At 62.4% G+C, this 21,727-nt stretch carries 21 protein-coding genes and 1 pseudogene; 14 read left to right on the top strand and 8 right to left on the bottom strand.

Annotation, left to right across the window (positions count from 1 at the left end; translation table 11 throughout):
• Positions 1–245 (top strand): hypothetical protein (locus IQ16_RS46340; RefSeq protein WP_208751652.1); only part of this gene is annotated, 245 nt, incomplete at its 5' end.
• 204 nt (positions 246–449) lie between these two features.
• Here IQ16_RS46340 and IQ16_RS33125 read toward each other — a convergent pair.
• A complete protein-coding gene (locus tag IQ16_RS33125; RefSeq protein WP_018643115.1) occupies positions 450–1,964 on the bottom strand; it encodes an FAD-dependent monooxygenase in 1,515 nt (504 codons plus the stop codon).
• A 187-nt stretch (positions 1,965–2,151) separates the two neighbouring features.
• Positions 2,152–2,340, bottom strand: a complete 189-nt coding sequence (locus IQ16_RS33120) for a hypothetical protein (protein WP_018643118.1) — start codon at positions 2,338–2,340, stop codon at positions 2,152–2,154.
• An 852-nt stretch (positions 2,341–3,192) separates the two neighbouring features.
• Between IQ16_RS33120 and IQ16_RS33110 the strand changes: the two genes are divergently transcribed.
• Positions 3,193–3,405: a hypothetical protein gene (locus IQ16_RS33110; protein WP_080648064.1), complete on the top strand. Its 213-nt coding sequence runs from the start codon at positions 3,193–3,195 to the stop codon at positions 3,403–3,405.
• Between the two features lie 220 nt (positions 3,406–3,625).
• On the opposite strand, the gene IQ16_RS47810 is transcribed toward IQ16_RS33110, so the two are convergent.
• Positions 3,626–3,859 (bottom strand): hypothetical protein, encoded by a 234-nt coding sequence (locus IQ16_RS47810; protein WP_488226077.1) that lies wholly within the window; start codon positions 3,857–3,859, stop codon positions 3,626–3,628.
• Positions 3,860–4,660: 801 nt separating this feature from the next.
• Between IQ16_RS47810 and IQ16_RS33105 the strand changes: the two genes are divergently transcribed.
• The 6 genes and pseudogenes from IQ16_RS33105 (at position 4,661) to IQ16_RS33085 (ending at position 9,364) form a co-directional block, all read left to right on the top strand.
• Entirely contained in the window at positions 4,661–5,053 is a 393-nt protein-coding gene (locus IQ16_RS33105; RefSeq protein ID WP_244635970.1) for a MarR family winged helix-turn-helix transcriptional regulator, read from the top strand.
• A gap of 98 nt (positions 5,054–5,151) precedes the next feature.
• Positions 5,152–5,397 (top strand): annotated as a pseudogene (locus IQ16_RS46740) (DUF2939 domain-containing protein); the annotation flags it as partial.
• Between the two features lie 178 nt (positions 5,398–5,575).
• Positions 5,576–5,728, top strand: a complete 153-nt coding sequence (locus IQ16_RS46735; protein ID WP_018643122.1) for a hypothetical protein — start codon at positions 5,576–5,578, stop codon at positions 5,726–5,728.
• 405 nt (positions 5,729–6,133) lie between these two features.
• The gene (locus tag IQ16_RS33095; protein WP_018643123.1) at positions 6,134–7,396 is read left to right on the top strand and encodes a CaiB/BaiF CoA transferase family protein; all 1,263 of its coding nucleotides are present in this window, start codon (positions 6,134–6,136) and stop codon (positions 7,394–7,396) included.
• A gap of 165 nt (positions 7,397–7,561) precedes the next feature.
• Positions 7,562–8,791 (top strand): acyl-CoA dehydrogenase family protein, encoded by a 1,230-nt coding sequence (locus IQ16_RS33090; RefSeq protein ID WP_020607887.1) that lies wholly within the window; start codon positions 7,562–7,564, stop codon positions 8,789–8,791.
• Positions 8,792–8,800: 9 nt separating this feature from the next.
• The gene (locus tag IQ16_RS33085) at positions 8,801–9,364 is read left to right on the top strand and encodes a flavin reductase family protein (RefSeq protein WP_018643125.1); all 564 of its coding nucleotides are present in this window, start codon (positions 8,801–8,803) and stop codon (positions 9,362–9,364) included.
• Between the two features lie 25 nt (positions 9,365–9,389).
• On the opposite strand, the gene IQ16_RS33080 is transcribed toward IQ16_RS33085, so the two are convergent.
• Complete coding sequence (locus IQ16_RS33080) at positions 9,390–10,298, bottom strand: NAD(P)-dependent oxidoreductase (protein WP_026312013.1); 909 nt, start codon at positions 10,296–10,298, stop codon at positions 9,390–9,392.
• Between the two features lie 177 nt (positions 10,299–10,475).
• Here IQ16_RS33080 and IQ16_RS33075 point away from each other — a divergent pair, with 177 nt between their 5' ends.
• The 6 genes from IQ16_RS33075 (at position 10,476) to IQ16_RS33050 (ending at position 16,828) form a co-directional block, all read left to right on the top strand.
• A complete protein-coding gene (locus IQ16_RS33075; RefSeq protein WP_026312014.1) occupies positions 10,476–11,459 on the top strand; it encodes an ABC transporter substrate-binding protein in 984 nt (327 codons plus the stop codon).
• Positions 11,460–11,536: 77 nt separating this feature from the next.
• Complete coding sequence (gene ilvD / locus IQ16_RS33070) at positions 11,537–13,231, top strand: dihydroxy-acid dehydratase (RefSeq protein ID WP_018643128.1); 1,695 nt, start codon at positions 11,537–11,539, stop codon at positions 13,229–13,231.
• Positions 13,232–13,351: 120 nt separating this feature from the next.
• Entirely contained in the window at positions 13,352–14,197 is an 846-nt protein-coding gene (locus IQ16_RS33065; RefSeq protein WP_020607888.1) for an ABC transporter ATP-binding protein, read from the top strand.
• Positions 14,194–14,979, top strand: coding sequence for an ABC transporter permease (locus IQ16_RS33060; protein WP_018643130.1), 786 nt, complete (start codon positions 14,194–14,196; stop codon positions 14,977–14,979). The genes IQ16_RS33065 and IQ16_RS33060 overlap by 4 nt, the downstream gene beginning before the upstream one ends.
• The gene (locus IQ16_RS33055; RefSeq protein WP_018643131.1) at positions 14,976–15,743 is read left to right on the top strand and encodes an ABC transporter permease; all 768 of its coding nucleotides are present in this window, start codon (positions 14,976–14,978) and stop codon (positions 15,741–15,743) included. The genes IQ16_RS33060 and IQ16_RS33055 overlap by 4 nt, the downstream gene beginning before the upstream one ends.
• Positions 15,744–15,781: 38 nt before the next feature.
• Complete coding sequence (locus IQ16_RS33050) at positions 15,782–16,828, top strand: 2,5-dihydroxypyridine 5,6-dioxygenase NicX family protein (RefSeq protein WP_018643132.1); 1,047 nt, start codon at positions 15,782–15,784, stop codon at positions 16,826–16,828.
• Here the strand turns inward: IQ16_RS33050 and IQ16_RS33045 are convergent.
• The 4 genes from IQ16_RS33045 to IQ16_RS33030 are packed head-to-tail and all read right to left on the bottom strand — an operon-like array spanning position 16,825 to position 21,724.
• On the bottom strand, positions 16,825–17,817 hold the full coding sequence (locus tag IQ16_RS33045) for a 3-hydroxybutyryl-CoA dehydrogenase (RefSeq protein ID WP_018643133.1): 993 nt from the start codon (positions 17,815–17,817) through the stop codon (positions 16,825–16,827). The two genes, IQ16_RS33050 and IQ16_RS33045, sit on opposite strands and share 4 nt — an antisense overlap.
• Positions 17,818–17,820: 3 nt before the next feature.
• Positions 17,821–18,909 carry an NAD/NADP-dependent octopine/nopaline dehydrogenase family protein gene (locus tag IQ16_RS33040; RefSeq protein WP_018643134.1) on the bottom strand — a complete coding sequence of 363 codons (1,089 nt, stop codon included), beginning with the start codon at positions 18,907–18,909 and terminating at the stop codon, positions 17,821–17,823.
• Entirely contained in the window at positions 18,906–20,432 is a 1,527-nt protein-coding gene (locus IQ16_RS33035; RefSeq protein ID WP_018643135.1) for a class I adenylate-forming enzyme family protein, read from the bottom strand. The genes IQ16_RS33040 and IQ16_RS33035 overlap by 4 nt, the downstream gene beginning before the upstream one ends.
• Before the next feature lie 2 nt (positions 20,433–20,434).
• Positions 20,435–21,724: an acyl-CoA dehydrogenase family protein gene (locus tag IQ16_RS33030; protein ID WP_018643136.1), complete on the bottom strand. Its 1,290-nt coding sequence runs from the start codon at positions 21,722–21,724 to the stop codon at positions 20,435–20,437.
• Positions 21,725–21,727: the final 3 nt, after the last annotated feature.

Below are 21,727 nucleotides of genomic sequence, written 5' to 3'. Positions count from 1 at the left end.
CGCTCGATGTGCCCGTGATCTTTTACGCGGCTGGCCACAACGGCCACGCATGGCGGCGAATCAGTTCTCGGCTCGAAGTAATCCAGCTGCCCGGGGGACATCCTCACTGCCTCACCATTGGTTCCGGAACGCTGGTTGAACATCTGCGGCAAAGAATCGACGCTCTGGCTGGCGGCGCGCTTCCGGCGTCGGACCGCGCACCTCGCCAACTTTCGCTCACGGGAAGCAAATCGGTGGCCCGATAAGAATCGAAGCTTGAGTCGGACGACCACGTCACGACGGGTTCGCCGCCGGACGGCTCAACAAGATAATCTCGCGGACGTCCGGAATTGGCCCTTCGGCGACCTCGGGCGACGTCCGCTTTCCCGCCGGAGTTAGGCGGTGAGCGGACATGAGGCGGCCAGCCGCTTAATGAGTACACAGCCTAGGGTGAACGAGACGTTCGTGCGCTATGCGGCCGGTCCGAACCACCTCGTCAACGCCTCCGCAAGTCCGCTCCGACTCTCGTCGCCGATCCACGCCACGTGCCCGTCGGGTCGCACCAACACGGCTTTTGGCGCGAGGACTTGCCCGACAGCTGGGAGCTCCCACGCGCCGTCGTAACCGGCGCGGAAGAGACTGACGCGATTCGCCCAGGGCGCGATGTCGGGGTCCGGCGCCTCGCCGAAGTTCAGCAGCAGCGCCCGCGCGCCGTGCATCAGCGTGAACAATCGCAGCGGCCGGCCCTCGACCATCAGGTCGAGATCGGGCATGCGGCGGCCGAGCAGCGCGTGCCCTTCGCCGAGATCGTAGCTTATGTCGAGCCCGCTCATCATGGCGCCGAAACGCCTGCGCGGCTCGTCCATGCCTAGCAGCTCGGACATGACCTCGCGCGCGGCGGTGAGGCCATCGTCGGCGCGGCGGAGCAGGGCGATCTGCGCCCTGGTGTTGCGCAGCACGCGCGCGACCACGGGATGACGCTCAGTGTGGTAGGTGTCGAGCAGGGCTTCGGGCGAGATGCCCTTGACCACCTGCGCCAGCTTCCAGCCGAGATTGACCGCGTCCTGCAGGCCGGTGTTGAGGCCTTGCCCGCCCACGGAGTGATGGATGTGCGCGGCATCGCCGGCGAGCAGCACGCGTCCCTCGCGATAGGAAGCGGCTTGCCGCGCCGCATCGGTGAAACGGGAGATCCAGGCGGGACTGTGCGCGCCGAAATCGGTGCCGTACACGGCGACGAGCGCGTCGCTGAGACCGCGCAAGCCGGGCTCGCCGCTGCGCTCGCGCGTTGCTTCGCTCACGACGACCAGCACGCGTCCGCTCTCCGTCTTGCTGAGGCCGTGAAAGCCCAGCGCGTCGTGACGCAGACCCCATGCGGGCTCTTGCGCCATCTCGACCTCGGCCATGAGGTTGCTCAGCGTCGGATCGGAGCCGACGAAGTCGATGCCGGCCGTCTTGCGCACCAGGCTGCGGCCGCCGTCGCAACCGACGAGATAACTTGCGCGTAACGTGTCACCGCCGGACAGCGTGACGTCGACGCCGGTCTCGTCTTGTGCGAAGCCCGTCACCTCGCGATTCCCATAGATCGGCACCGCGAGCTCTCTGGCCCAGTCGGCCAGGATGCGCTCGATGTGGCTCTGCCGCAGTGCGAGCCCGTAAGCGTGGCGGGTGGGGAGATCGCTGATGTCGAGCCTGGTCCAGGCGAAGCCGGCGAGCTGGACGATCTGTCCTTCGCGCAGGAAGCGCTCCGCGACGCCGCGCTGATCGAGCATCTCGATGCTGCGCGCGTGCAAGCCGCCGGCGCGTGTGCCGACGAGATCCTGGCCCGCGCGCCGCTCCACGATTGCGACGTCGACCTGTGCGAGCGCGAGTTCCGCCGCCAGCATCAGCCCGGTCGGGCCGCCGCCGGCGATGACGACCGCATGGCCGGCGGCCGCCGCGCGCTTGTCGCTCGTTCGCGAACGGGATGTCGGAAGCAATACAGGCATGTCGTGCCCCCTCGACTTGTTGGTTGGGTCGAGGCTTCTACGCGATGACAGGGGGCTTGAAGCAAGCCCCTTGCGCACCACATATTGAGCTGGGAGGAGGGGCTTCCTGTTTCGCGCCTCGATTGACACGTCGGGCAAAACACCGGCAGAATGGCATCCTCGAGATGCGCGCCGCTCGTGGCGCGGCCTAGTCGTCCTTCGACAAATCGCCGGGTTTTGTGGGCAGATCGATGGTGCCGCCGTCGCCATGCGCGAGATCGCGGTCGTTAGCTTCCGTTTCCCCGGTGTCTTCGATGGTCGCTTCCTGCGTGGCGCGCTCCTTGTCGATGCGCGGCCTTGACCTCGGAAGATTTCGTGACGTCGTCTTGACTGTCATGGCGGGTCATCCTGACCGCCTAACGCGGCTTGCGCGAATTCGTTCGTTTGACACGTCGGGCAAAACACCGGCAGAATGGCATCATCGAAAAGAATTTGGATCGGCCCGCGCGGAGCAATCCGCTCGCGGGCTTTTTCATGGCGGAATTGGCTTGCCCGAGGTGCGGCCATACTTGGAGTAAATTTTGTAAAAACAGAATTCGAGGTTGACCCGTCGGGCAAAACACTGGCATAGTGGCATCATCGCAAAGTTCGTAACACCCGCGCGGAACGCATCCGCTGCGGGTTTTTTGTTGCCTGTTTCCGGAATCGGACGGCGGCTCACGCATCACGGCCACGCACTCGCTTGATACGCGTTCTGGAGCGCCGATCGGCGTGCTGCCGTCCGAACCATTGCTGGCCGTGCACGCGCGAACGTGCCGGTCCGCGACGCGAGCGCCATTCGCTCGCGCCGCCGCGGTCTCCGGTTTCGCGGAGATAGGGTTCGCGCCCGAAACGATCGCGCCTCATTGCGTAATCTGCCGCGCATTTTTCTTCGTGGAGAGACGATGACCGCCTATCTGATATCGCTGGCCCTCGCGGGTCTCGTTGCAATCGTGCTGTGGGAGATGTTTTCGTGAGCGAGGAGATCATCGAATGTGAGCTCGAGCGTGCCCCGGTCCGTGCCCGTGCGCGGGAGGACGTCGAAGGCGCGCACCCTGACCGAAATTCGCTCAGCGGAGCCATACCAGAACCGCCATCAGGGTGCTCGTCGGCGTCATGCGCAGCGAGGACGCAACGCCGGCGGCCCGCGTCTCGGCCGCCAATGCGATCCTAGGGCGCTGGTCCTAAAAGAGGAAATCGGAGCCAGCCTATGGCCGACGCACGAGAAGCTTCTTCCGAGCTCTCTAAGATTGCCAAGCTGAACGGAGATTTCAGAAGGAACTACGGCCCGTTGCTGGGCGCGCTTCTGTATCTGCGTTCGATTAGCGCAGCGCGCACGACACCTCATTGGAGCGGACTTATCGTGGCCATACCGGCAGCTATTCTGACCTGGGCGGCGAAGTACGGGCTACCGTGGCGCTAACCAACCCCCAAGACAATGAGTTTGCGCACTTTTGGGCCGCCTTAGATTGGCGATACTCCGATAGTTGCATGCGCCTGCTCATCGTTAGTTGGGGCAAGTGTCGAGGAATCCGTGCCAACGTTGCTAGCGGTGTAGCTCGCCAGGGCCTGGACGAGCTGATTGTGCTGCGTGTCGATCGGACTTGACGACTCCGCTTGTGGTTGACCAGTACCGGCATAGGCTAGTCCCACGTCGGCCGCGTGGCCCCAGTCGTCCCGTCAGCACGCAAATAAGTTGGCTCGCCGTTGATTACAGATCCACCGGAATAGTGGATCGCAGGACCGATTGGATTAAGGTCGATGGATGTTATGCCAAGCTGCGCAAGTGTCTTGACCTCACCGGGCTGCGAAATACCATCGCCATTTGTATCCTCCCAGATTCGGAATTCGCTCCATAACTTGTCGTCCGAATCCAATTTCCATTATGGTCCGTGTCGAACACATTACGCAGCGCCTGCACGTCCGATGTCCAGCCGGGATCCCAGTCCGTGAATCTAATTTCTTTGGACTGATCAATGATCCCATCAAGCCCACGTTGCCCGTTCGAACCGAGGTCTATCGCCAGAAAACCCTCACCGCATTTACCCACGCGGTGTGAACTCGATAGCCGTCACCGGTTAGATCAAACGTAGCCCTCGACTGATCTAGTGTAGATAGCCCCAAACCACTGCCGGCAAGACAAAGAATGACAGGACCTGCTATTCGCGAAGCTGCTCGGCTCCTTTAGCAAGGGATAATTCCTGAGTGAGGCTCCGATCAACAATGAACGAACCCAATCCAGGAGGTCCGCCGGCATCAAAGCTCACCAGCGGAGTCCGCGGTCTTCCTACGGTGGTCTTCATGGTGGTTCTCTGGATTGCCGACTTGTCAAGGCCGGTGCCAGTGGACAGCACTGGCACCGGGAAGTTGACAACGCCGCCAGAGACGGCGCGCGATGGCCTTTCCCCGAAGGGTCTTGTGTGGCGAATTTTGTCTGTCCCCTCCTGGCGGCTTCGGCGCGTCTTGGGGAAATCCGCTTGCGCCGCGCGGCGACGCTGCTAAATCAGATTGGGGCTAAGGGCAATAGACCGTCGATGGCGCCGGAGAAGGCAAGCGATAGAGTCCGCACCGCAAAGAGACTGAGGCGGCCGCGGGTCGTAAGGCCACTGCGAGCCGCGCCGGCCGCAGAACCAGCCGGGCCAGCGGTGCTTGCCTCTCCGGATTTGTCCAATTTGCTCATGTCTCGCATCCGCCAAGCACAGCTTTTGATCTTCAAAGACATCAGCCGGCGGCTCGCGGTCTTTGAAATCGGCCCGTCGCAATTCTTCGTGCTGTCGATGATCGAGGCCAACCCGGGCGCTAATCAGTTCGCCATCGCGCAAACGCTGTCGATCGATCGCGCTGGCATCGGAAGGCTAGTGGACCATCTGGAACGGCAGGGCCTGGTGCAACGCTCCGCCTCTGCCGTCAACCGCCGCTACTACGTGCTTTACTTGACCGAAGCCGGCACCGCACTCTTACGCCGCTTACGGCCGGCGATCGCAGCATGCGAGACGTCGATCGCTGAAAGGCTTGGGGCGCGCCGCTTCCAGAAAATGCTACGTGTCCTGGAGCTGATGCGGGACCCTTGAAGGAGGGGCGGCCGTCATCCGCAGCCTAGAATCCATCCCGTCCGGGGTTGCTTTGAGCGTCTGCTGGAACAAAGCGAGCCACCCCAAATTGCCGCTGAATGAAGTGGCTCCTGGGTGCCTTTACAATCCTCCTGCTCTGCATTGTGGTGTATGCTGGGTCGGCATTCGTTTCGGTCCTAGGGCTCGTATCGGCCGCCCGCAGCGGGGACGTTGCTCAGATGATGGCCCGCACTGACTTGCCGCGCGTCCGGCATTCCATCGTGGACCAGGTTATGGCGGCATACCTTGACCGGCTAGGGCAGAAACGGCCGGTGCGTCCGTTTGAACGGATGGCGATCAACGTCTTTGGCGCGACGATCGCCGATGATCTGGCGATCAAGCTGATGACGCAGGAAAATCTCTCCGTGTTGCTAATGACCGGCACCGTGCGCAGTGCTGCGGAAAACGTTAGCTTCGGATCGATGCCGTCATTGGCAGATCTCGACAGATCAAACATCTTTTTTCGCTGGACGGATCACCCTAGTGAAGCCCGTCGAATTCGCGTTGCGGCTAGGCGAGGGCCAGAACGCGGGCAGCATCAGCATGCATCTCGAAAGCACGACCTGGAAATTGTCGGGCATCGGGCTTCCGTCCAAGGTTCTTGCCAATATCGTGGACCGCTTGCCGACGCGCTGACCCCTTGCGCTCGCCCCACTTGCGGGTGGTTATCTTACCGTCCCCACAAAGTCCTTCGGCCTCGCCTTCCTTCGAGAATCTGGGACAGAGGCAATATTTGCCCGGCGAGCTGCTGCGAGTTAGCTCTTCAACGTTTGCGGTCACAATCGGTCCCAGTCAAAACCCCATAGCTGGTTGGCGTAGATTGTTTGCGCCGCGAAATCGGGGTCGATGTCGGGCTCGCAAGCTGCAACGCGGCAAACCATATCTCGCGGACCTTACCTCGGGCGATTGAGCGATGGCCCGGGCCCTTTTGCTTTTTCAGGTATGTGGTTGAAGCACTTGCGTAGTTGGTTGCGCCGCGCTTTAAGTTTGCTCTTGCAGGAAATTCGGCGACCATAAGCCGATGTTAAGGGAGCGCCACCGATGTCCACCAAGCCTCAATTGCCGGAACGTTCGTCGCGGGTCTCGGACGGTCCTGCAGCGCTCGATGGTCTGCTGGTCGTCGATTTTACACGCGTGGTTGCTGGTCCGGCCTGCACGCAGACGCTGGCTGATTTCGGTGCACGCGTCATCAAGATCGAGAACCCGGATGGCGGTGACGATACACGCGCATATGAGCATGCCGAAATCGGCGGAGAGAGCGCTGCTTATCTTAGCCTCAACCGCAACAAGCGCGGTATCGCGCTGGACCTCGCTGTGCCTGAGGCCCGCGAGATCGCCCTGGATCTGATCCGCAGGGCCGACGTGGTCGTCGAAAATTTTTCGAGCGGGGTCATGAAGAAATTCGGCCTTGACTACGACACGGTCGCGCCGCTCAACCCTCGGCTGGTCTATTGCTCGATATCTGCCTATGGGCGCTCCGGGCCGTTTGCCGCGCGCCCCGGCTTCGATCCCATCACCCAGGCGGAAAGCGGCTTCATGTCGCTCAACGGCTTTGCCGACGGGCCCGCGGTGCGCACCGGCCCACCCATCGTGGACATTGCGACGGGAATGACGGCTTGTAACGCCATTCTTCTCGCTCTGCTGGCGCGGGATCGGCTGGGCCGCGGCCAGCACGTCGAGGTTGCCTTGTTCGACATAGCAATGGCGATGACGGGTTTCTACGGTATGGCCTATCTGATCAATGGTCAAAATCCCGGCCGGTTCGGAAATTCGCCGAGCGGATCTCCCACCGTCGGCGTCTATGAGGCTTCCGATGGGCCACTCTACATGGCCTGCGCCAACGACCGGCTCTATCGCCGGCTGGTCGTCGAGGTGCTGAATCGGCCTGATCTCATCACCGATCCGCAATTCGCAACGCGCAAAGCGCGTTCGGAGAACAAGGAGCTGTTGCGGGCAACCATCGCGGAAGTCTTTGCAAGCGATACCCTCGAGAGCTGGATGGCGAAGATGAAGCTGGCCAATATCCCGGTCGGCTATCTCCGTACCGTCGAAGAGGGCTTTAACGCACCCGAGGCCCGCGACCGCCATCGCCTGAGCCGGATTCCGCATCCTACCGCCGACTGGGTCCCGAACATCGAGACGCCGATTACCATGAGTCTAACCGCCGCGATCGATCCCGTGGCCGCACCTCTGTTGGGCGAGCATACCCTGGACGTCTTGCGTGACACGCTTGGTTACGACCAGCGCCGGATTGCGGAATTCGTCCAGAAGGGAGTCTTCGGATTAAATAAACCCTCGGTTTGAGCCCCGAGCGGTTGACCTCGTGGGCTGGCATCGCGCGGCTTCCAGATCGTTGCTTCACGATGCCGGTCCGCGATATCGCCTCCTTTCCGACAGCCGGGTTCGGAGCGATCGGCTTGATTTGGCGATAATCCCGCCGCATAAATGTGGGAAAGTGAGGGATGCGGAATGGCGCCTGGTCAAGAGCCGAGCGTGGGCCAGCCTGAGGGGCCGGGATCCGGCGAGCGCGCTTACGCCGCAATGATCGCGAACGCGCGGGCGCTCCTGCCACGACTGAGAGAGAGAGCTGCCCGAACCGAAGAGCTCCGGTACCTTCCGCCCGAGACCGAACGGGATCTGCACGACGCCGGTCTGTTCCGGATGCTCCAGCCCAGGCGCATTGGCGGTGCCGAGCTCGACTATGTCGCCCTGATTGATTGCGCCGATCTGCTTGGACAGGCGGATGCGTCGGTGGCCTGGAATCTCGCCAATCTGGCGAGCCATCACTGGATGCTCGGCATGTTCGAGCAGAGGGCGCAAGATCTGGTCTGGGGCCGTGATCCGGATACGCTGATTGCCTCCTCGTTCATCTTTCCAGCCGGCCGCGCCACGAGGGTCAAGGGCGGATACCGGTTGCACGGAAGTTGGCCATTTTCTTCCGGCGTCGCGTCGTGCGAATGGAACATGCTTGCAAGCGTGGTCTCCTCTGAAGACGAGGCAGATGGCATCGAGTACCGGATATTCCTGCTTCCGAAGGGCGACTATAGAGTCCTCGACACCTGGAATGTCGCCGGGCTGCGAGGCACGGGCTCTTGCGACGTGGAGGTCCGGGACGCCTTCGTAGCCGACGATATGACCGTCGCGGTTGGCGAGTTAACCGGTGGCCGGCCGCCGGGAAGCAGAGTTAATTCCAATCCGCTGTATACGTTACCCGTGTTCTCGCTATTTCCTTACGTCTTGTCCGGTGTTGCGTTGGGAAATGCCCAGGCGTGCCTGAACGACTATACCGAGGTCGCGCGTCATCGCATTTCCACCTACAACCGTGCCAAGCTGAGCGACTTTCAGAGCACGCAGATCAAGATCGCGGAGGCTTCCGCCAAGATCGACGCTGCGCGCCTGATCATGCGTTCGGCTTGCGTCGATGCCATGGAGAACGCAAGGCGTGGCCATATTCCAGATATGTCAGCCAAGACCCGATATCGGCGCGACGGGGCCTTCTCGGTGAACTTGTGTACAGATGCGGTCTCGATGCTGTTTGCGGCGAGCGGAGCGCGCGGCTTGTTCACGACGGGGGTGTTGCAGCGGCAATTCCGTGATGCACACGCGATCAACTCACATCTCGCCTTCAATTTTGATGCGGCTGGAACCAACTATGGACGCGTGGCGCTGGGCCTGCCGTCCGAGAATCTCACGCTGTGAGGCCGGCCGATGAATGATCTGCCGAAGCAGCCGGCCGTTCCCGATCCAGCCAACGAACTTGCGAGCGACAGCTCGCCGATCGATCCCCGCGATTTTCGAAATGCGCTGGGCACATACGGAACGGGCGTAACGATCATCACCGCCACGGCGGCGGATGGAAAGCCGTATGGCATCACCTGCAATTCATTTGCATCGGTCTCCTTGAATCCGCCTCTGGTCCTCTGGAGCCTCGGGGTCTATTCCTCAAGCCTGCCGGTGTTCCAGAACGCCAGCCACTTCGTCGTCCATGTCCTCGGCACGTCGCAACAGGCGCTTGCGAACAAGTTTGCAAAATCGTCCGACGACAAGTTCGCCGGTGTCGATTGGGCGCCGGGCCTCGGCAACGCTCCGGTGCTCGCCGAGAGCGTCGCCAGTTTTCAATGCCGTTCCGTCAACCGCTATTATGGCGGCGATCACGTGATCTTTCTCGGAGCAGTCGAGGCCTATGTCTACAATGCCGGGGAACCTCTGCTGTTTGCGCGGGGGGCATATGGCCGGTTCCTGGCCGATGATGAGCGCAAGAAGTCGCCGTAAGGGACCTCTGGTCGTATTCGGAAGCTCAATATTCTGTAGCCGAGAGCTTATAGATCTCCAGCGCGTCCGCATCCGCGCCGCGCGCGGCCTTGGCCAGCCTGAAAAGTTGTCCGGCAAGCGTCGCCATCGGCACCGGCGTTGACGTCGTCTGCGCGAGCGCGGCGACCGTATCGAGGTCCTTGAGCATCGTGGCGATGTGACCGAGCGGCGGGGAGTGAATGCCCTGGACCATCCGTGGCACGAAAAGCTGAAGCGGAATGGAATCCGCAAAGCCACCGGCGAGCGCTTCGGGCAACCGATTGGCATCAATTCCTGCGTTCACGGCAAGGCGGGTTGCTTCAGCGAGGACGGCCATCGCGCATCCGACGATCACCTGATTGCACAGCTTTGTCGTCTGACCTGCGCCGTTAGGTCCCATATGGGTGAACCTCCGTGCCATGGCGAGGACGTAAGAGCGCACCCTCTCGACGTCGGCAAGGTCTCCGCCTGCCATGATTGCAAGCGTGCCCTCCTGGGCGCCCTTGGTACCGCCGGACACGGGTGCATCGATCCAGCCTGCGCCGTTGGTATCCTTCAATCGGCTCGCGAGGTCGCGCGCAGCGTCGGGATGGATCGACGAGAAGTCCACGACGAGCTTGCCCGCACCGGCTGCGGCCGAAAGACCTTCAGCTCCGAATATCACCTCTTCAACCGCCGCGGCGTCCGTCACACACATAAAGACGATATCCGCGTTCGTCATAACGTCGCGGGGGGTAGTTGCGCGCCGTGCACCAGCTTCGACGAGCGGAGCGACCTTACTTTCCGAACGGTTCCACACGGTGACCTGATAGCCAGCCTTGAGCAGGCGGTGGGTCATAGGCGTTCCCATCAACCCGAGGCCGACATAGCCAAGCCGCTCGGCGCCCTGCGGGTTTGTCTTGCTTATATCAGCCATAGGTTGCTTCCTCCTGTCGCAGCGCAATGGCGCACGACCGCCGCCATACCATACATTGCGCGCTCGCGGACGAAACCGGGCCGGCTTGCATGGCTTGCCTGATTGTTTGAACCATGAAACATTTGGGTCGGTCGGGTTGGGGGCGCCGGTCGGCGCCGGAGCAACGGAGTGGGCGCGATGCGAACGGTTTCGAGGTTGATGCTGGCAACAGGGGCGGTAGCGGCCGCGATTGCGGTCGCGGCTCCTTCACGGGCGCAGCAGACAATCCGCGTCGGTTGGACGATCCCGGCCGAGGAGTCCAAGTACTGGATGATGCGCCGCCCGGCTGAATTCCCCGATATTGGCAAGACCTACAACATCGAATGGACCCAGTTTCAGGGCACCGCGCCAATGACGCAGGCATTGGCGGCGGGCGCTCTGGATTGCGCGACGCAGGCACCGCTGTCGCTTTCCAACGGCGTGGTTGGCGGCAATCTCAAGGCCTACATCGTGGCGCAGCATGTCTTCGAGAAGCCCGGCGGCTTTTCGGTCTATTGGGCGGTGATGGATGACTCGCCGATCAAGACCATCGCCGACCTCAAGGGCAAGACTGTCGGCATTTCCGTGATCGGCGGCGGCACGCAGGGGCCGTTCAACCTGCTGCTGAAGCAGAATGGCATCGATCCGGCCAAGGATATCAAGCTGGTCGAGGTCGGCTTTGCTGTTTCTGAAGATGCGCTGCGTCAGGGCCGTGTCGACGCGGTCAACATGAACCAGCCGTTTGCCGCGCGCGCAGAAGCGAAGGGCGGGACAAGGAAACTGTTCTCGCTGTCGCAGGCCATGCCGAACATCGTGCACATCTTGGAAGCCTGCCGTGCCGATTTCGTCGACAAGAACCCGGAACTGGTCAAAGCCTATGTCCGTGACATCACGTCGGGCATGAAGAAGGCTCTGGCGAACCGCGAAGAGACCTTGAAGGTCGTGTCCGAGGTACTGAAGGCTCCCGTTCCGGTTCTCGAGACGTACCTGCTCAAGGAGAACGACTTCGGCCGTGACCCGGGAGCTGCGCCGAACTTCCCCGCCATTCAAAAGATGCTCGACATTTACGCAGAGACGGGAATGCTGCCGAATCTCGACGTCGCTCAGTTCAAGCATCCGACGATCGTTGCACCGCTGCAATAGGTGGTCGAACGAACTATCTGGAGAGTGAGATCGCAACGTCCCGGTTGCCCGGGACATTGCATGAAGAAGATGCACGCATGAAGAAGTTGCGATCACGGGTGACGACGGACGGGCTCGACCGGGCGCCGCACCGCGCTTTCATGCGCGCGATGGGCCTCGACGACACCGCCATTGCCAGGCCGATGGTCGGCGTCGTCAGCATGAAGGGCGAGCAGACGCCCTGCAACATGACTCACGATTTCCAGGTGGCCGCAGCAAAGACGGGAATCGAGGAGGCCGGCGGGACGCCGCGCGAATTCTCGACCGTGTCGGTCTCCGATGGCATCAGCATGAATCATGAGGGAATGAAGTTTTCCCTGTTTTCGCGCGAGCTGATTGCCGACTCGATCGAAGCGGTCGTCCATGGCCTCGCCTACGATGCGTTGATCGGATACGGCGGATGCGACAAGACGCTTCCCGGCGTGATCATGGGCATGGTTCGCTGCAATGTGCCGTCCATCTTCATCTATGGTGGCAGCTCGCTGCCGGGGCGCGTCGATGGGCGGACCCTCACGGTGCTCGACTCCTACGAGGCCGTCGGCAGTTTCATGACTGGTGAGATCGACGCGGCCACGCTAGAGCGGATCGAGCGTGCTTGCCTGCCGACTATCGGTGCGTGCGCGGGCCAATTCACGGCGAACACCATGGGGATGGTGTCGGAGGCAATGGGCCTGACCATCCCCAACGTGTCGATGGTGCCCGGTATCTACGCCGAGCGTGCGCAGATCTCGCGCCGCGCCGGACGCCTGATCATGGAGATGCTGGAGCGCGGCGGACCGCTCCCGCGCGACATCGTGACGCGGAAATCCCTTGAGAACGGCGCCGCGATCGTTGCAGCGACAGGCGGCTCGACCAACGCTGCGTTACATTTGCCAGCCATCGCCAACGAGGCCGGCATCGCATTCACGATCGATGATGTCGGCGAGGTTTTTGCCAGGACACCGTTGATCGGAAATCTGCGGCCAGGCGGCAAATACACGGCAAAGGATGTCTACGATATCGGCGGTGCTGCCGTGGTAATCCGCGAGCTGATCCAGAGTGGCCATGTCGATGGTAGCTGTCTGACCATCACAGGCCGAACGCTCGCGGAGGAATATGCCGCTGCCAATGCGCCTGACGGAGAAGTCGTTTACGCCTCGCGCACCCCGATTATGCCGGATGGCGGTGTGGCGGTGCTGAAGGGTAATCTCTGCCCGGACGGTGCGGTCATCAAGGTCGCAGGGCTGAAGAGCCAGTTCTTCGAGGGCGTTGCGCGCGTATTCGAAGACGAGGAAGCCTGTGTCAAAGCGGTTCGTGACCGCAGCTACAGGGCGGGCGAGGTTCTCGTTATCCGCAATGAAGGGCCTGTCGGTGGCCCCGGCATGCGCGAGATGCTCGGGGTCACTGCGTTGATCTACGGCCAAGGCATGGGCGAGAAGGTGGCCCTGATCACCGATGGCCGGTTCTCCGGTGCCACCCGCGGCATGTGCATCGGCTATGTCTCCCCCGAAGCGTTCGTGGGCGGTCCGCTGGCGCTCGTTCGGGACGGCGACAAGATCCGGATTGACGCTGCAAACCGGCGGATGGATCTGTTGGTCGACGAGCAGGAACTCTCGGCGCGCCGACGTGATTGGAAGCAACGTCCGCCGCGTCACCGTGCGGGTGCTCTCGCAAAATATGCGCGGCTGGTCGGGCAGGCGCCAGGCGGGGCGGTTACGCATGAAGGCCCGGCAGAATGGCCCTGGTTCGAATGACGGGAGCGTGGGCGACGGAAATGGCCGCAGTCTGGCAAGTTTCTTGCTAAGCTCGGGCCGCTGATGGAGGACATTCAGCAAACTGGTTGTGCGATGTTGCACGCGTGAGGTGAGAGCGGGATGAATGTCGTGCCTTCGAGATCGAGCGAATGGGTGAGACCGGTGACGTCACATAAGCCGGCTTCTGCGATCATCGAGATCGAGAGCGTCTCACAGGTTTTCCAGACCTCGGCGCGCAAGGACCATTTGGCGCTATCGGACATCTCACTGACGATCGACGAAGGAGCTTTCGTTTCCATTCTCGGACCGTCCGGCTGCGGCAAGTCGACACTGCTCTACATCGTCGGAGGCTTTGTCAGCCCAACCAGTGGCGCGGCGAAGATCAAGGGACAGGCGATCACAGGACCCGGTCCGGATCGCGGACCGGTCTTCCAGGAGTTTGCGCTGTTTCCCTGGAAGACGGTGTTGGGCAATGTGATGTACGGGCCGCGCCAGCAGGGTGTGCGGGCGAGCGAGGCCGAAGCGCAGAGTCGCTCGCTGATCGAGATGGTCGGCCTCAAGGGCTACGAGAGCTTCTATCCCAAGGAGCTGTCGGGCGGCATGAAGCAGCGCGTCGCGCTCGCCCGGACACTCGCCTACCATCCCGAAGTCCTGTTGATGGACGAGCCGTTCGGCGCCCTCGACGCTCACACCCGGACGCGTCTGCAGAACGATCTCCTGAACATCTGGGAGCGTGATCGCAAGACGGTGTTGTTTGTCACCCATTCGGTCGACGAAGCCGTCTTCCTATCCGACAAGGTGGTGATGATGTCGAAGTCTCCCGGTCGCATCCGGCAGATCATCGACATCGATTTGCCGCGACCGCGACGCCGTAACGAGCTGCTGCTCGACCCGCGCTACCAGAAATACGTCGTGGACATCGAGCGCATGTTCGATGAGAGCGACGGAGCCGGGGGACCCTCATGATGTCGCCGGCCGCCGTGCTCAAGCGTGCCGCCCCGGTGCTTGCCTGCATCGGGCTATTGGCAATATGGCAGGCCGCTGCGCTGGTGCTGAAGAACGACAGCTTTCCAACGGCGATCGAGGCGATCCGCGCGATCCCCGACATCCTTGGAGACAAGGAATCGCTGATCAACATTCTGGCCTCGCTTCGTCGCATGGCGATGGGGTTCGGTGCCGCCGTGCTCTTTTCGATTCCACTTGGCTTGTTGATGGGGCGCAGCCGAGCCGTCGCAGCCTTTTTCAATCCGCTCCTGATGGTGATCTATCCGGTCCCGAAAGCAGCCTTGATGCCCATCATCATGCTGTGGCTGGGCGTCGGGGACGTCACAAAGACGCTGGTGATCTTCCTCGGCGTCAGCCTGCCTGTGATCTATCACAGCTTCGAGGGTGCCAAGGCGGTGGAACAGAAGATGCTGTGGTCAGGCGCGGCGATGGGTCTCTCACCCCTGCAGCGCTTGGTCCGGATCGTGCTGCCTGCCGCACTGCCGGAGATCCTGACTGGATGCCGCACGGGATTGGTGCTGGCGCTGATCACGATGATCACCAGCGAGATGATCGCCCGTCAGTCGGGTGCGGGCAACATCCTGTTCAATGCGCTTGACATGGGGCAATACGACACCGTCTTCGCGATGATCATCATTGTGGGAGCAATGGGCATCTGCCTCGATGCGATCTTCGAGCGGATCCGCGCCAGGCTGGTACGCTGGTCCGAGCCTCAGTTCGACATGCCGCTGAGCTTCTCATGACATCGCGCCTCATCTCGGCAAATCTCCTCCTCGGGCTCGCGCCGATCGCTCTGGTGATCGCGGTCTGGCAAGGTCTGGTGTCGTTCGGCTTCGCGCCCGCAGTCTTGCTGCCGCCGCCGGGTTATGTCTTCAGCCGGTTGCTCCAACAGCTCGTGACGTGGACGTTTCAGCAGGAGATCGCGGCGACCCTGATCCGGCTGTTTGCCGGGTTTGCGATCGCGGTTGTGCTCGGCGTCAGTATAGGCATCGCCGCTGCCGCCAGTCCGGCAATCAACGCCGTGGTTCGGCCGATCGTGCGGGTACTGGCGCCGTTGCCCAAGGTCGCGCTCTATCCTGCACTGCTCTTGCTGCTCGGATTCGGCCACGGATCGAAGATCACGTTGGTGACGGCCGATGCACTTTTCCCCATTCTTTTGTCGACCTACTATGGCGCATCGACTGTCGAGCAGAAGCTGATCTGGTCGGCTATGGCGGCGGGGACGCCGCGCTACGAAATCCTGTTCAAGGTGGTATTGCCCGCGGCGATGCCGTCGATCCTGACCGGCTGCCGGATCGGCCTTGTCATTTCCTGCATCGTGGTGTTTCTGGCTGAGATGATCACGTCGACGGACGGGCTGGGCCATGCCCTCGTCACGGCGGCCCGGACGTTCCAGGCCGTCGATATGTTCGTGCCGCTGATCACGATTTCGCTGCTGGGGTTGCTTCTAAATGCGCTGTTGGGCGCCTTGCGATCGTATCTCTTGCGGGGCTTTCCCGAAGCGTGATCTGACTGAACAAGAAACCACGATACCGGGAGTGAAGCATGTTGGCCGATCGCATCGAGGCAAAATGGATCGACGCATTTTGCGAGATTTTTGAGCGATGCGCCGTCAAGGTCGGCGATACCGCGGCAATTCTCTCGGAAACCCAGTCGCGTGCGTTGAATGTTCATCTAGCCGAGCTCGCGCTGCTGCGGATGGGCGCACGGCCGTTTCATGTGGTGATGCCGACGCCGCGCAACCGGAATATCGTTCCAGTCCGCTCGACTGGGGCGAGCGAGGCGATCCAGAAGCTTGGTCCCGTCATCACTGCGCTTCAGCAGGCCGGCTTTGTCGTGGATTGTACCATCGAAGGCCTGATGCACGCGGTGGAGACGCCTGAAATTCTCAAAGCCGGCGCGCGAATCCTGGTGATCTCGAACGAGCACCCGGAGGCGCTCGAACGGATGGTGCCGGACCCCGCGCTCGAAAAGCGCGTGCGCGCCGCGGCGAAGATGCTGCGCGGAACCAAGCGCATGCGGGTCACCTCGAAGGCCGGCACGGCGCTCGACGTCGATATGGTTGGTGCTTCAACCGTCGGTGTGTGGGGCTGGACCGATAAGCCCGGCACGCTGGCCCATTGGCCCGGTGGCATCGTCGTCAGCTTCCCCAAGAGCGGGACGATCAACGGCACGCTGGTGATGGCGCCCGGCGACATCAATCTCACGTTCAAACGTTACTTGACCTCGCCGGTGAAGATGACGTTGAAGGACGATTATGTCGTCGAACTGGAAGGCGAGGGCACGGATGCCGCGATGATGCGCGCCTATCTCGCCGCCTGGGGCGACCGCGAGGCCTACGCCGTGTCGCATGTCGGCTTCGGCATGAATCCGGCCGCGCGTTACGAGGCGCTGTCGATGTATGACCAGCGCGACACCAACGGCACGGAGATCCGTGCCGTCTCCGGTAATTTCCTGTTCTCCACCGGCGCGAACGAATTCGCCGGCCGCTACACGGCAGGGCATTTCGATCTGCCGATGATGGGAACGACCATCGAGCTCGATGGCGTCGCGGTGGTCCGGGAAGGCGTGCTCCAGGACGTCTTCGGCTAGCCGCGATCAAGCACAGGCGGACGAGCCAGATCGAAATGCCGGAGCAGGTCCACCATGGCCTGCAGCCGCTTGACCCGATAGGCATCGATGTCCATGCCTGAATAATCGAGAAAGCCGGCGCCCGTGCGGAGACCGATCCGGCCCTCGTGCATGTTCTTTGAAATCACTTCCGGCGCGCGATAGCGATCGCTGCCGAGTGCGCCTTCGAGGTAACGGCTCGCGTAGTACAAAATGTCGCCGCCGCCCCAGTCGATGAATTCGAGCAGCCCGAGTACGGCGTAACGGAAGCCGAAGCCGTATCGGATCGCCTTGTCGATCTCCTCGGCGCTGGCGACGCCTTCCTCGACCATGCGCGCGGCCTCGTTCATCGCCAGCGCCTGGATGCGCGGGACGATGAATCCGGGCGTCGCCGCGCAGACCACCGGTACCTTCCCAATGCCTTCAAGCAGTGCCTTGACCTCGTCGACGATGGCGGGATCGGTGGCTTTGCCGGGCGAAACCTCGACCAGCGGGATCAGATAGGCCGGATTGAGCCAGTGCACGTTGAGAAAACGACGAGGGTTAATGATCGCGCCGGAGAGATCGTCGACGAGAATCGTAGATGTCGTCGAAGCGATTATCGTGTCCGGGCCGACCTGCCTCGAGGCTGATCCCAGTACCTCTCGCTTGAGCTCAACGACTTCTGGAACACCTTCGAAGACCATTCCGGCTTCGGACAGCGCTGCGCCGCTTTGGCTGGCCGGCACCACCGACACACGAGCGATGAGGGGATCGACATCTGCCTCGGTGAGCAGCCCCAACTTTGACAGGCTGGAAAAAGTCTTCCTGACTTCCCCGATTGCGTCTGCCTCCAGCTTGGCGAAATCTTCCGCTGAACGGGCCTTGACGTCGATCATCGTCACCGTATGCCCGGCATAGGCGAATGCGACGGCGATGCCGCGCCCCATGCGTCCGGCCCCGACACAGGCGATGTTGGCGCGACTGGTCATCGATCAGAATCCATTGCGAAGCAGCGTCTGCAGTTCGGCCTTGCCGAGCTTGCCAAGCCCGAGCGTCTCGAGCGTCCGGCCGCCTTGTACGAAATCCTCACCGCAGACCGCGCCACCGATCGCCAGGAAGGCCTTGGCCAGCGGCGTCGCCACGCCCGCCAGGGCGGCGACGGAAACCAGCAGCGACAGCCCAAGCCGCAGATCCTCACGCATGTAGCGGTGCTCGGTCAGCACGATGCGTTCGCGCCAGTCGCCGGAATCGGTCAGCCGGTCATGCGAGCCGAGGCCATACATCCAGATCTCGCCTTCCCTAGCGTAGTGATGCGCGAGCGGAAAATGCGGTGCGCCGTAGCCGAGCGCCTCGCGCACCGCGATCCGTTCGGCATCGAGCGCGTCGGTCACCCGGCGGATCGCGGCTTGCGTGCCTTCTTTGTGGATATCCCACCTTTCGAAGTGCTCGATCGGGCCCGCATTCATCACGATCAGCGGCGGATGGATGATCGGCCCCGCATTCATCAGCGCGCCGGACAGCGCATCGCCGCATGGCTCGATCGCATCGGGGAAGGCGCGTCCGATCACTTCGAGCGCGTGCGGCGCCTGATCCAGCGGAAAGACGCCGACCGGCAGCCGCTTGGCGCGGATGGTGATTGCGACCTCGAATGGCCCGTGCTTGCGGGTGAGCCAGGGCAGTGTGCCGGTCTCCGCAAAGCTCGCAGAAGCCTGGTTGCCGGCCTCCCGTGCGGCCTGGGCGAAAATCATCGAGCCGAATGTTGCCGGCGGCAGAAACACGACCTGGCCGTCCCGCAAATGCGGGGCGAGCAGACGGGCAATGTCAGGCTGCGCGAAGGCCGGGGCCGGGCAGAGGATCAGTTCAGCGCCACTGATGGCTTCGGCGATATCGGTCGTGACCATCGTCAGTTTCACGTCGTGGCGGCCGTTATGGTCCTTCACTACGATGCGCGAGCCGGCGTCACGATGTGCCGCCACCTGGTCTGCGTCGCGGCGCCAGAGTCGGACGTCGTGCTCGGACAAGGCAAAATCGCCTGCGGCCGCGAAAGAGCCGTTTCCCCCACCCAGAACCGCAATCTTCAAGATGCTTCTCCTTGCGCGCGCGACTGCGCATCGAGCTGCTTGAGCAGGAAATGCTGGACCTTGCCCAGCGCCGTACGCGGCAGGTCGGTGACGAAGACGATGTCGCGGGGAACCTTGTAACGCGCGAGCTGTGCCTGAACATGCACTCTCAGTTCGTCCGCTTCGAGCCGGCATCCTGACCGCCGGATGACATAAGCGATCGGCACCTCGTCCCAGCGCTGGTCTGGCCGGCCGATCACGGCGCATTCGCTGACATCGGGATGCTCGAGCAGAACGCGTTCGACCTCGGCCGGATAGATGTTCTCGCCGCCCGAAATGATCATGTTCTTCTTGCGGTCACGGACCCAGAAATAGCCCTCCGCGTCGCACAGGCCGATATCGCCGGTGCGATACCAGCCGTCGTGTAGCGCGTCTCGCGTGGCATCCGCATTGCCCCAATACTCGAAGAACACGTTGGGGCCGCGCACCGCGATTTCGCCGGGCGTGCCGGCCGGCACATCGGCGCCGGCTTGGTCGATCACCTTCGCCTCGCAGCACAGGCCGGCAAGTCCAGTCGATCCCGCACGCGAGAGATCGCCGCCAAGCCGCGTGTAGATTGCGATGGGGCAGGTTTCCGTCGAGCCGTAGACCTGAAGGACCGGCACGCTACGCTCAACAAAGCGGTCGATCAGGTGAGGCGGCACGATGGTCGAGCCCGTCGCCACGGCCCTGAGTGAAGATACATCGGACGTAGGCCAAGCCGGATGCTCGCTCACAGCCTGGATGATCGCCGGCACCATCACCGTTAGTGTCGGCCGTTCGTTTTCGATAGCGGTAAGCGCCGTGTCTGGCGTAAACCGCGCATGGATCGTGACGGTTGCGCCGAGCTGAAGCGCTGGCGTCGTCTGGATGTTGAGGCCGCCGACGTGAAAGAACGGCAGCACGGTCAGCACATGATCGTCAGACGTCATGTTGTGCATGTGCTGGCTCATGACGCCGTTCCAGAACAACGCTTCCTGGCGCAGTACGGCGCCTTTCGGCCGTCCGGTCGTTCCTGACGTGTAAACGATCAGGAGTGCGCAGGAGAGATCGGTGTGCGGGTTGCGGCCGCTGCCCTCGCTGCGGGCCAGCAGGCTTTCGAATGTCGTGCCGCGTGGTGGCGTAAAGTCGAGGCCGACGATAGATGTCGCTGGTGCAAGTTCGGAAAGAACTCCCTCATAGGCCTGCTCGAGCACCAGCACCTTGGCACCAGCATCGGTGAGAATGAAGAGCTGCTCGGCGACCGCCAGCCGCCAGTTCAGCGGAACCAGCATCGCGCCGAGCCGCGCGCAGGCATAAAGCAGAACCAGGTAGTCCGGCCGGTTCAGGCTCAGGATCGCCACGCGGTCGCCGCGGCCGACGCCGAGCTCCTGCTTCAAAGCCGTGGCCGTCCGCTCGATGCGTGCGGCGAATGCCGCGTAGCTCAGCCGTTCCCCTTCGAAGGCAATGGCTATCTTGTCTGGCGCGAACGCCGCGTTGCGGTCGATCAGACTACAGAGGTCCACTGTCAATCGTCCGTTTCGCCGGCCTCGTACAACGCCTCGCGGCCGATCCGATCGAGGCAAAGCTCGGCCGTCCAGGGCAGCATCAGGGAGCCGCACCGGCTATCGCGGTAAATGCGCTCCAGCGGCAATGAGCGAAGCATGGCCTGGCCGCCGCAGGTGCGGATCGCGAGCGCCGCGAGCTCATTTGCTCCCTCCATCACCGAGTATTGCGCGGCATAGGCACGCAGCACCTGCTCCTTGCTCGGATTGGCGCGTGCTTCGGTCACAGCCTGGAACCAAATCGACTTGATCTGTTCGAGCTTGATCTGCATCTGCGCCACCGCGATCTGCTTGGTCGGGTACATTCGGCGCTTGACCGGCGGCATGCCCGGGACCTCGCCGCGCAGATAGTGCACCGTAAAATCATATGCCGCTTGCGCGAGGCCCATGTAGGTCGGCGATAGCGTCAGGAACATGTGCGGCCAGCGCATTGCAGCCTGGAAATAGACGCCGCGCGGCATCAGCGCCGAATCGTCCGGGACGAACACATCCTTGAACAGCAGCGTTCGCGAGACCGTCCCGCGCATGCCGAGCGGATCCCAGTCGCCGACAACGGAGACGCCTTCCGATTTTGCGGAGATCGCGAGGTAGAGCGTGTTGCGGCGCGAGGCCTTCTCGCCTTCCTCGATCTCGGTGCAAAGCACGCCGTAATAGTCGGCGTGGCCGGAGAGCGATGCAAAGATCTTCTTGCCATTGACGATCCAGCCGCCCTCGACCGGCCTGGCTTCCGTGCCGAAGGCGACACCGCCCGCAGCCGCCGCGCCACCCTCGGAGAAAGGCTGCGAGTAGATCGCGCCGTCCTCGACGATGCGCTTGTAGTGGACCGCGCGCCGCCGCTCGTGCTCCGCGCGAGTTTCCGTATCCATGTCGAGATCGTCGGCGAGGGGCCCAGACCACAGGGTCGAGCAGACATGCATGTTCCAGGTCAACGCGGTGGCGCCGCAATAGCGGCCGATCTCGGCAGCTGCGAGCGCATAAGTCTGGTAGTTCGCGCCAAGCCCGCCATGCTTCTTGGGGATGGCAATACCGAGCAGACCGACGCGGTGCAGATCGCGATAATTCTCCGTCGGGAAGACCGCATCTCGGTCGTAGATCGCCGCGCGGCCGGCGAACACACTCTGACCGATCTCCCGCGCACGTCCAATGATGCCGGCCTGTTCGTCGCTGAGACGGAATGCGACAGGGTCGAAGATCGGCGCATCCAGCGCCACCTTGTCGCTCGCGCCGATGGTCTTGCTGACTTGCATGGTCATTGC

This window comes from Bradyrhizobium huanghuaihaiense (assembly GCF_007830635.1).
Lineage (GTDB): Bacteria > Pseudomonadota > Alphaproteobacteria > Rhizobiales > Xanthobacteraceae > Bradyrhizobium > Bradyrhizobium huanghuaihaiense.
This window is presented reverse-complemented; position numbering and strand designations above follow the sequence as displayed.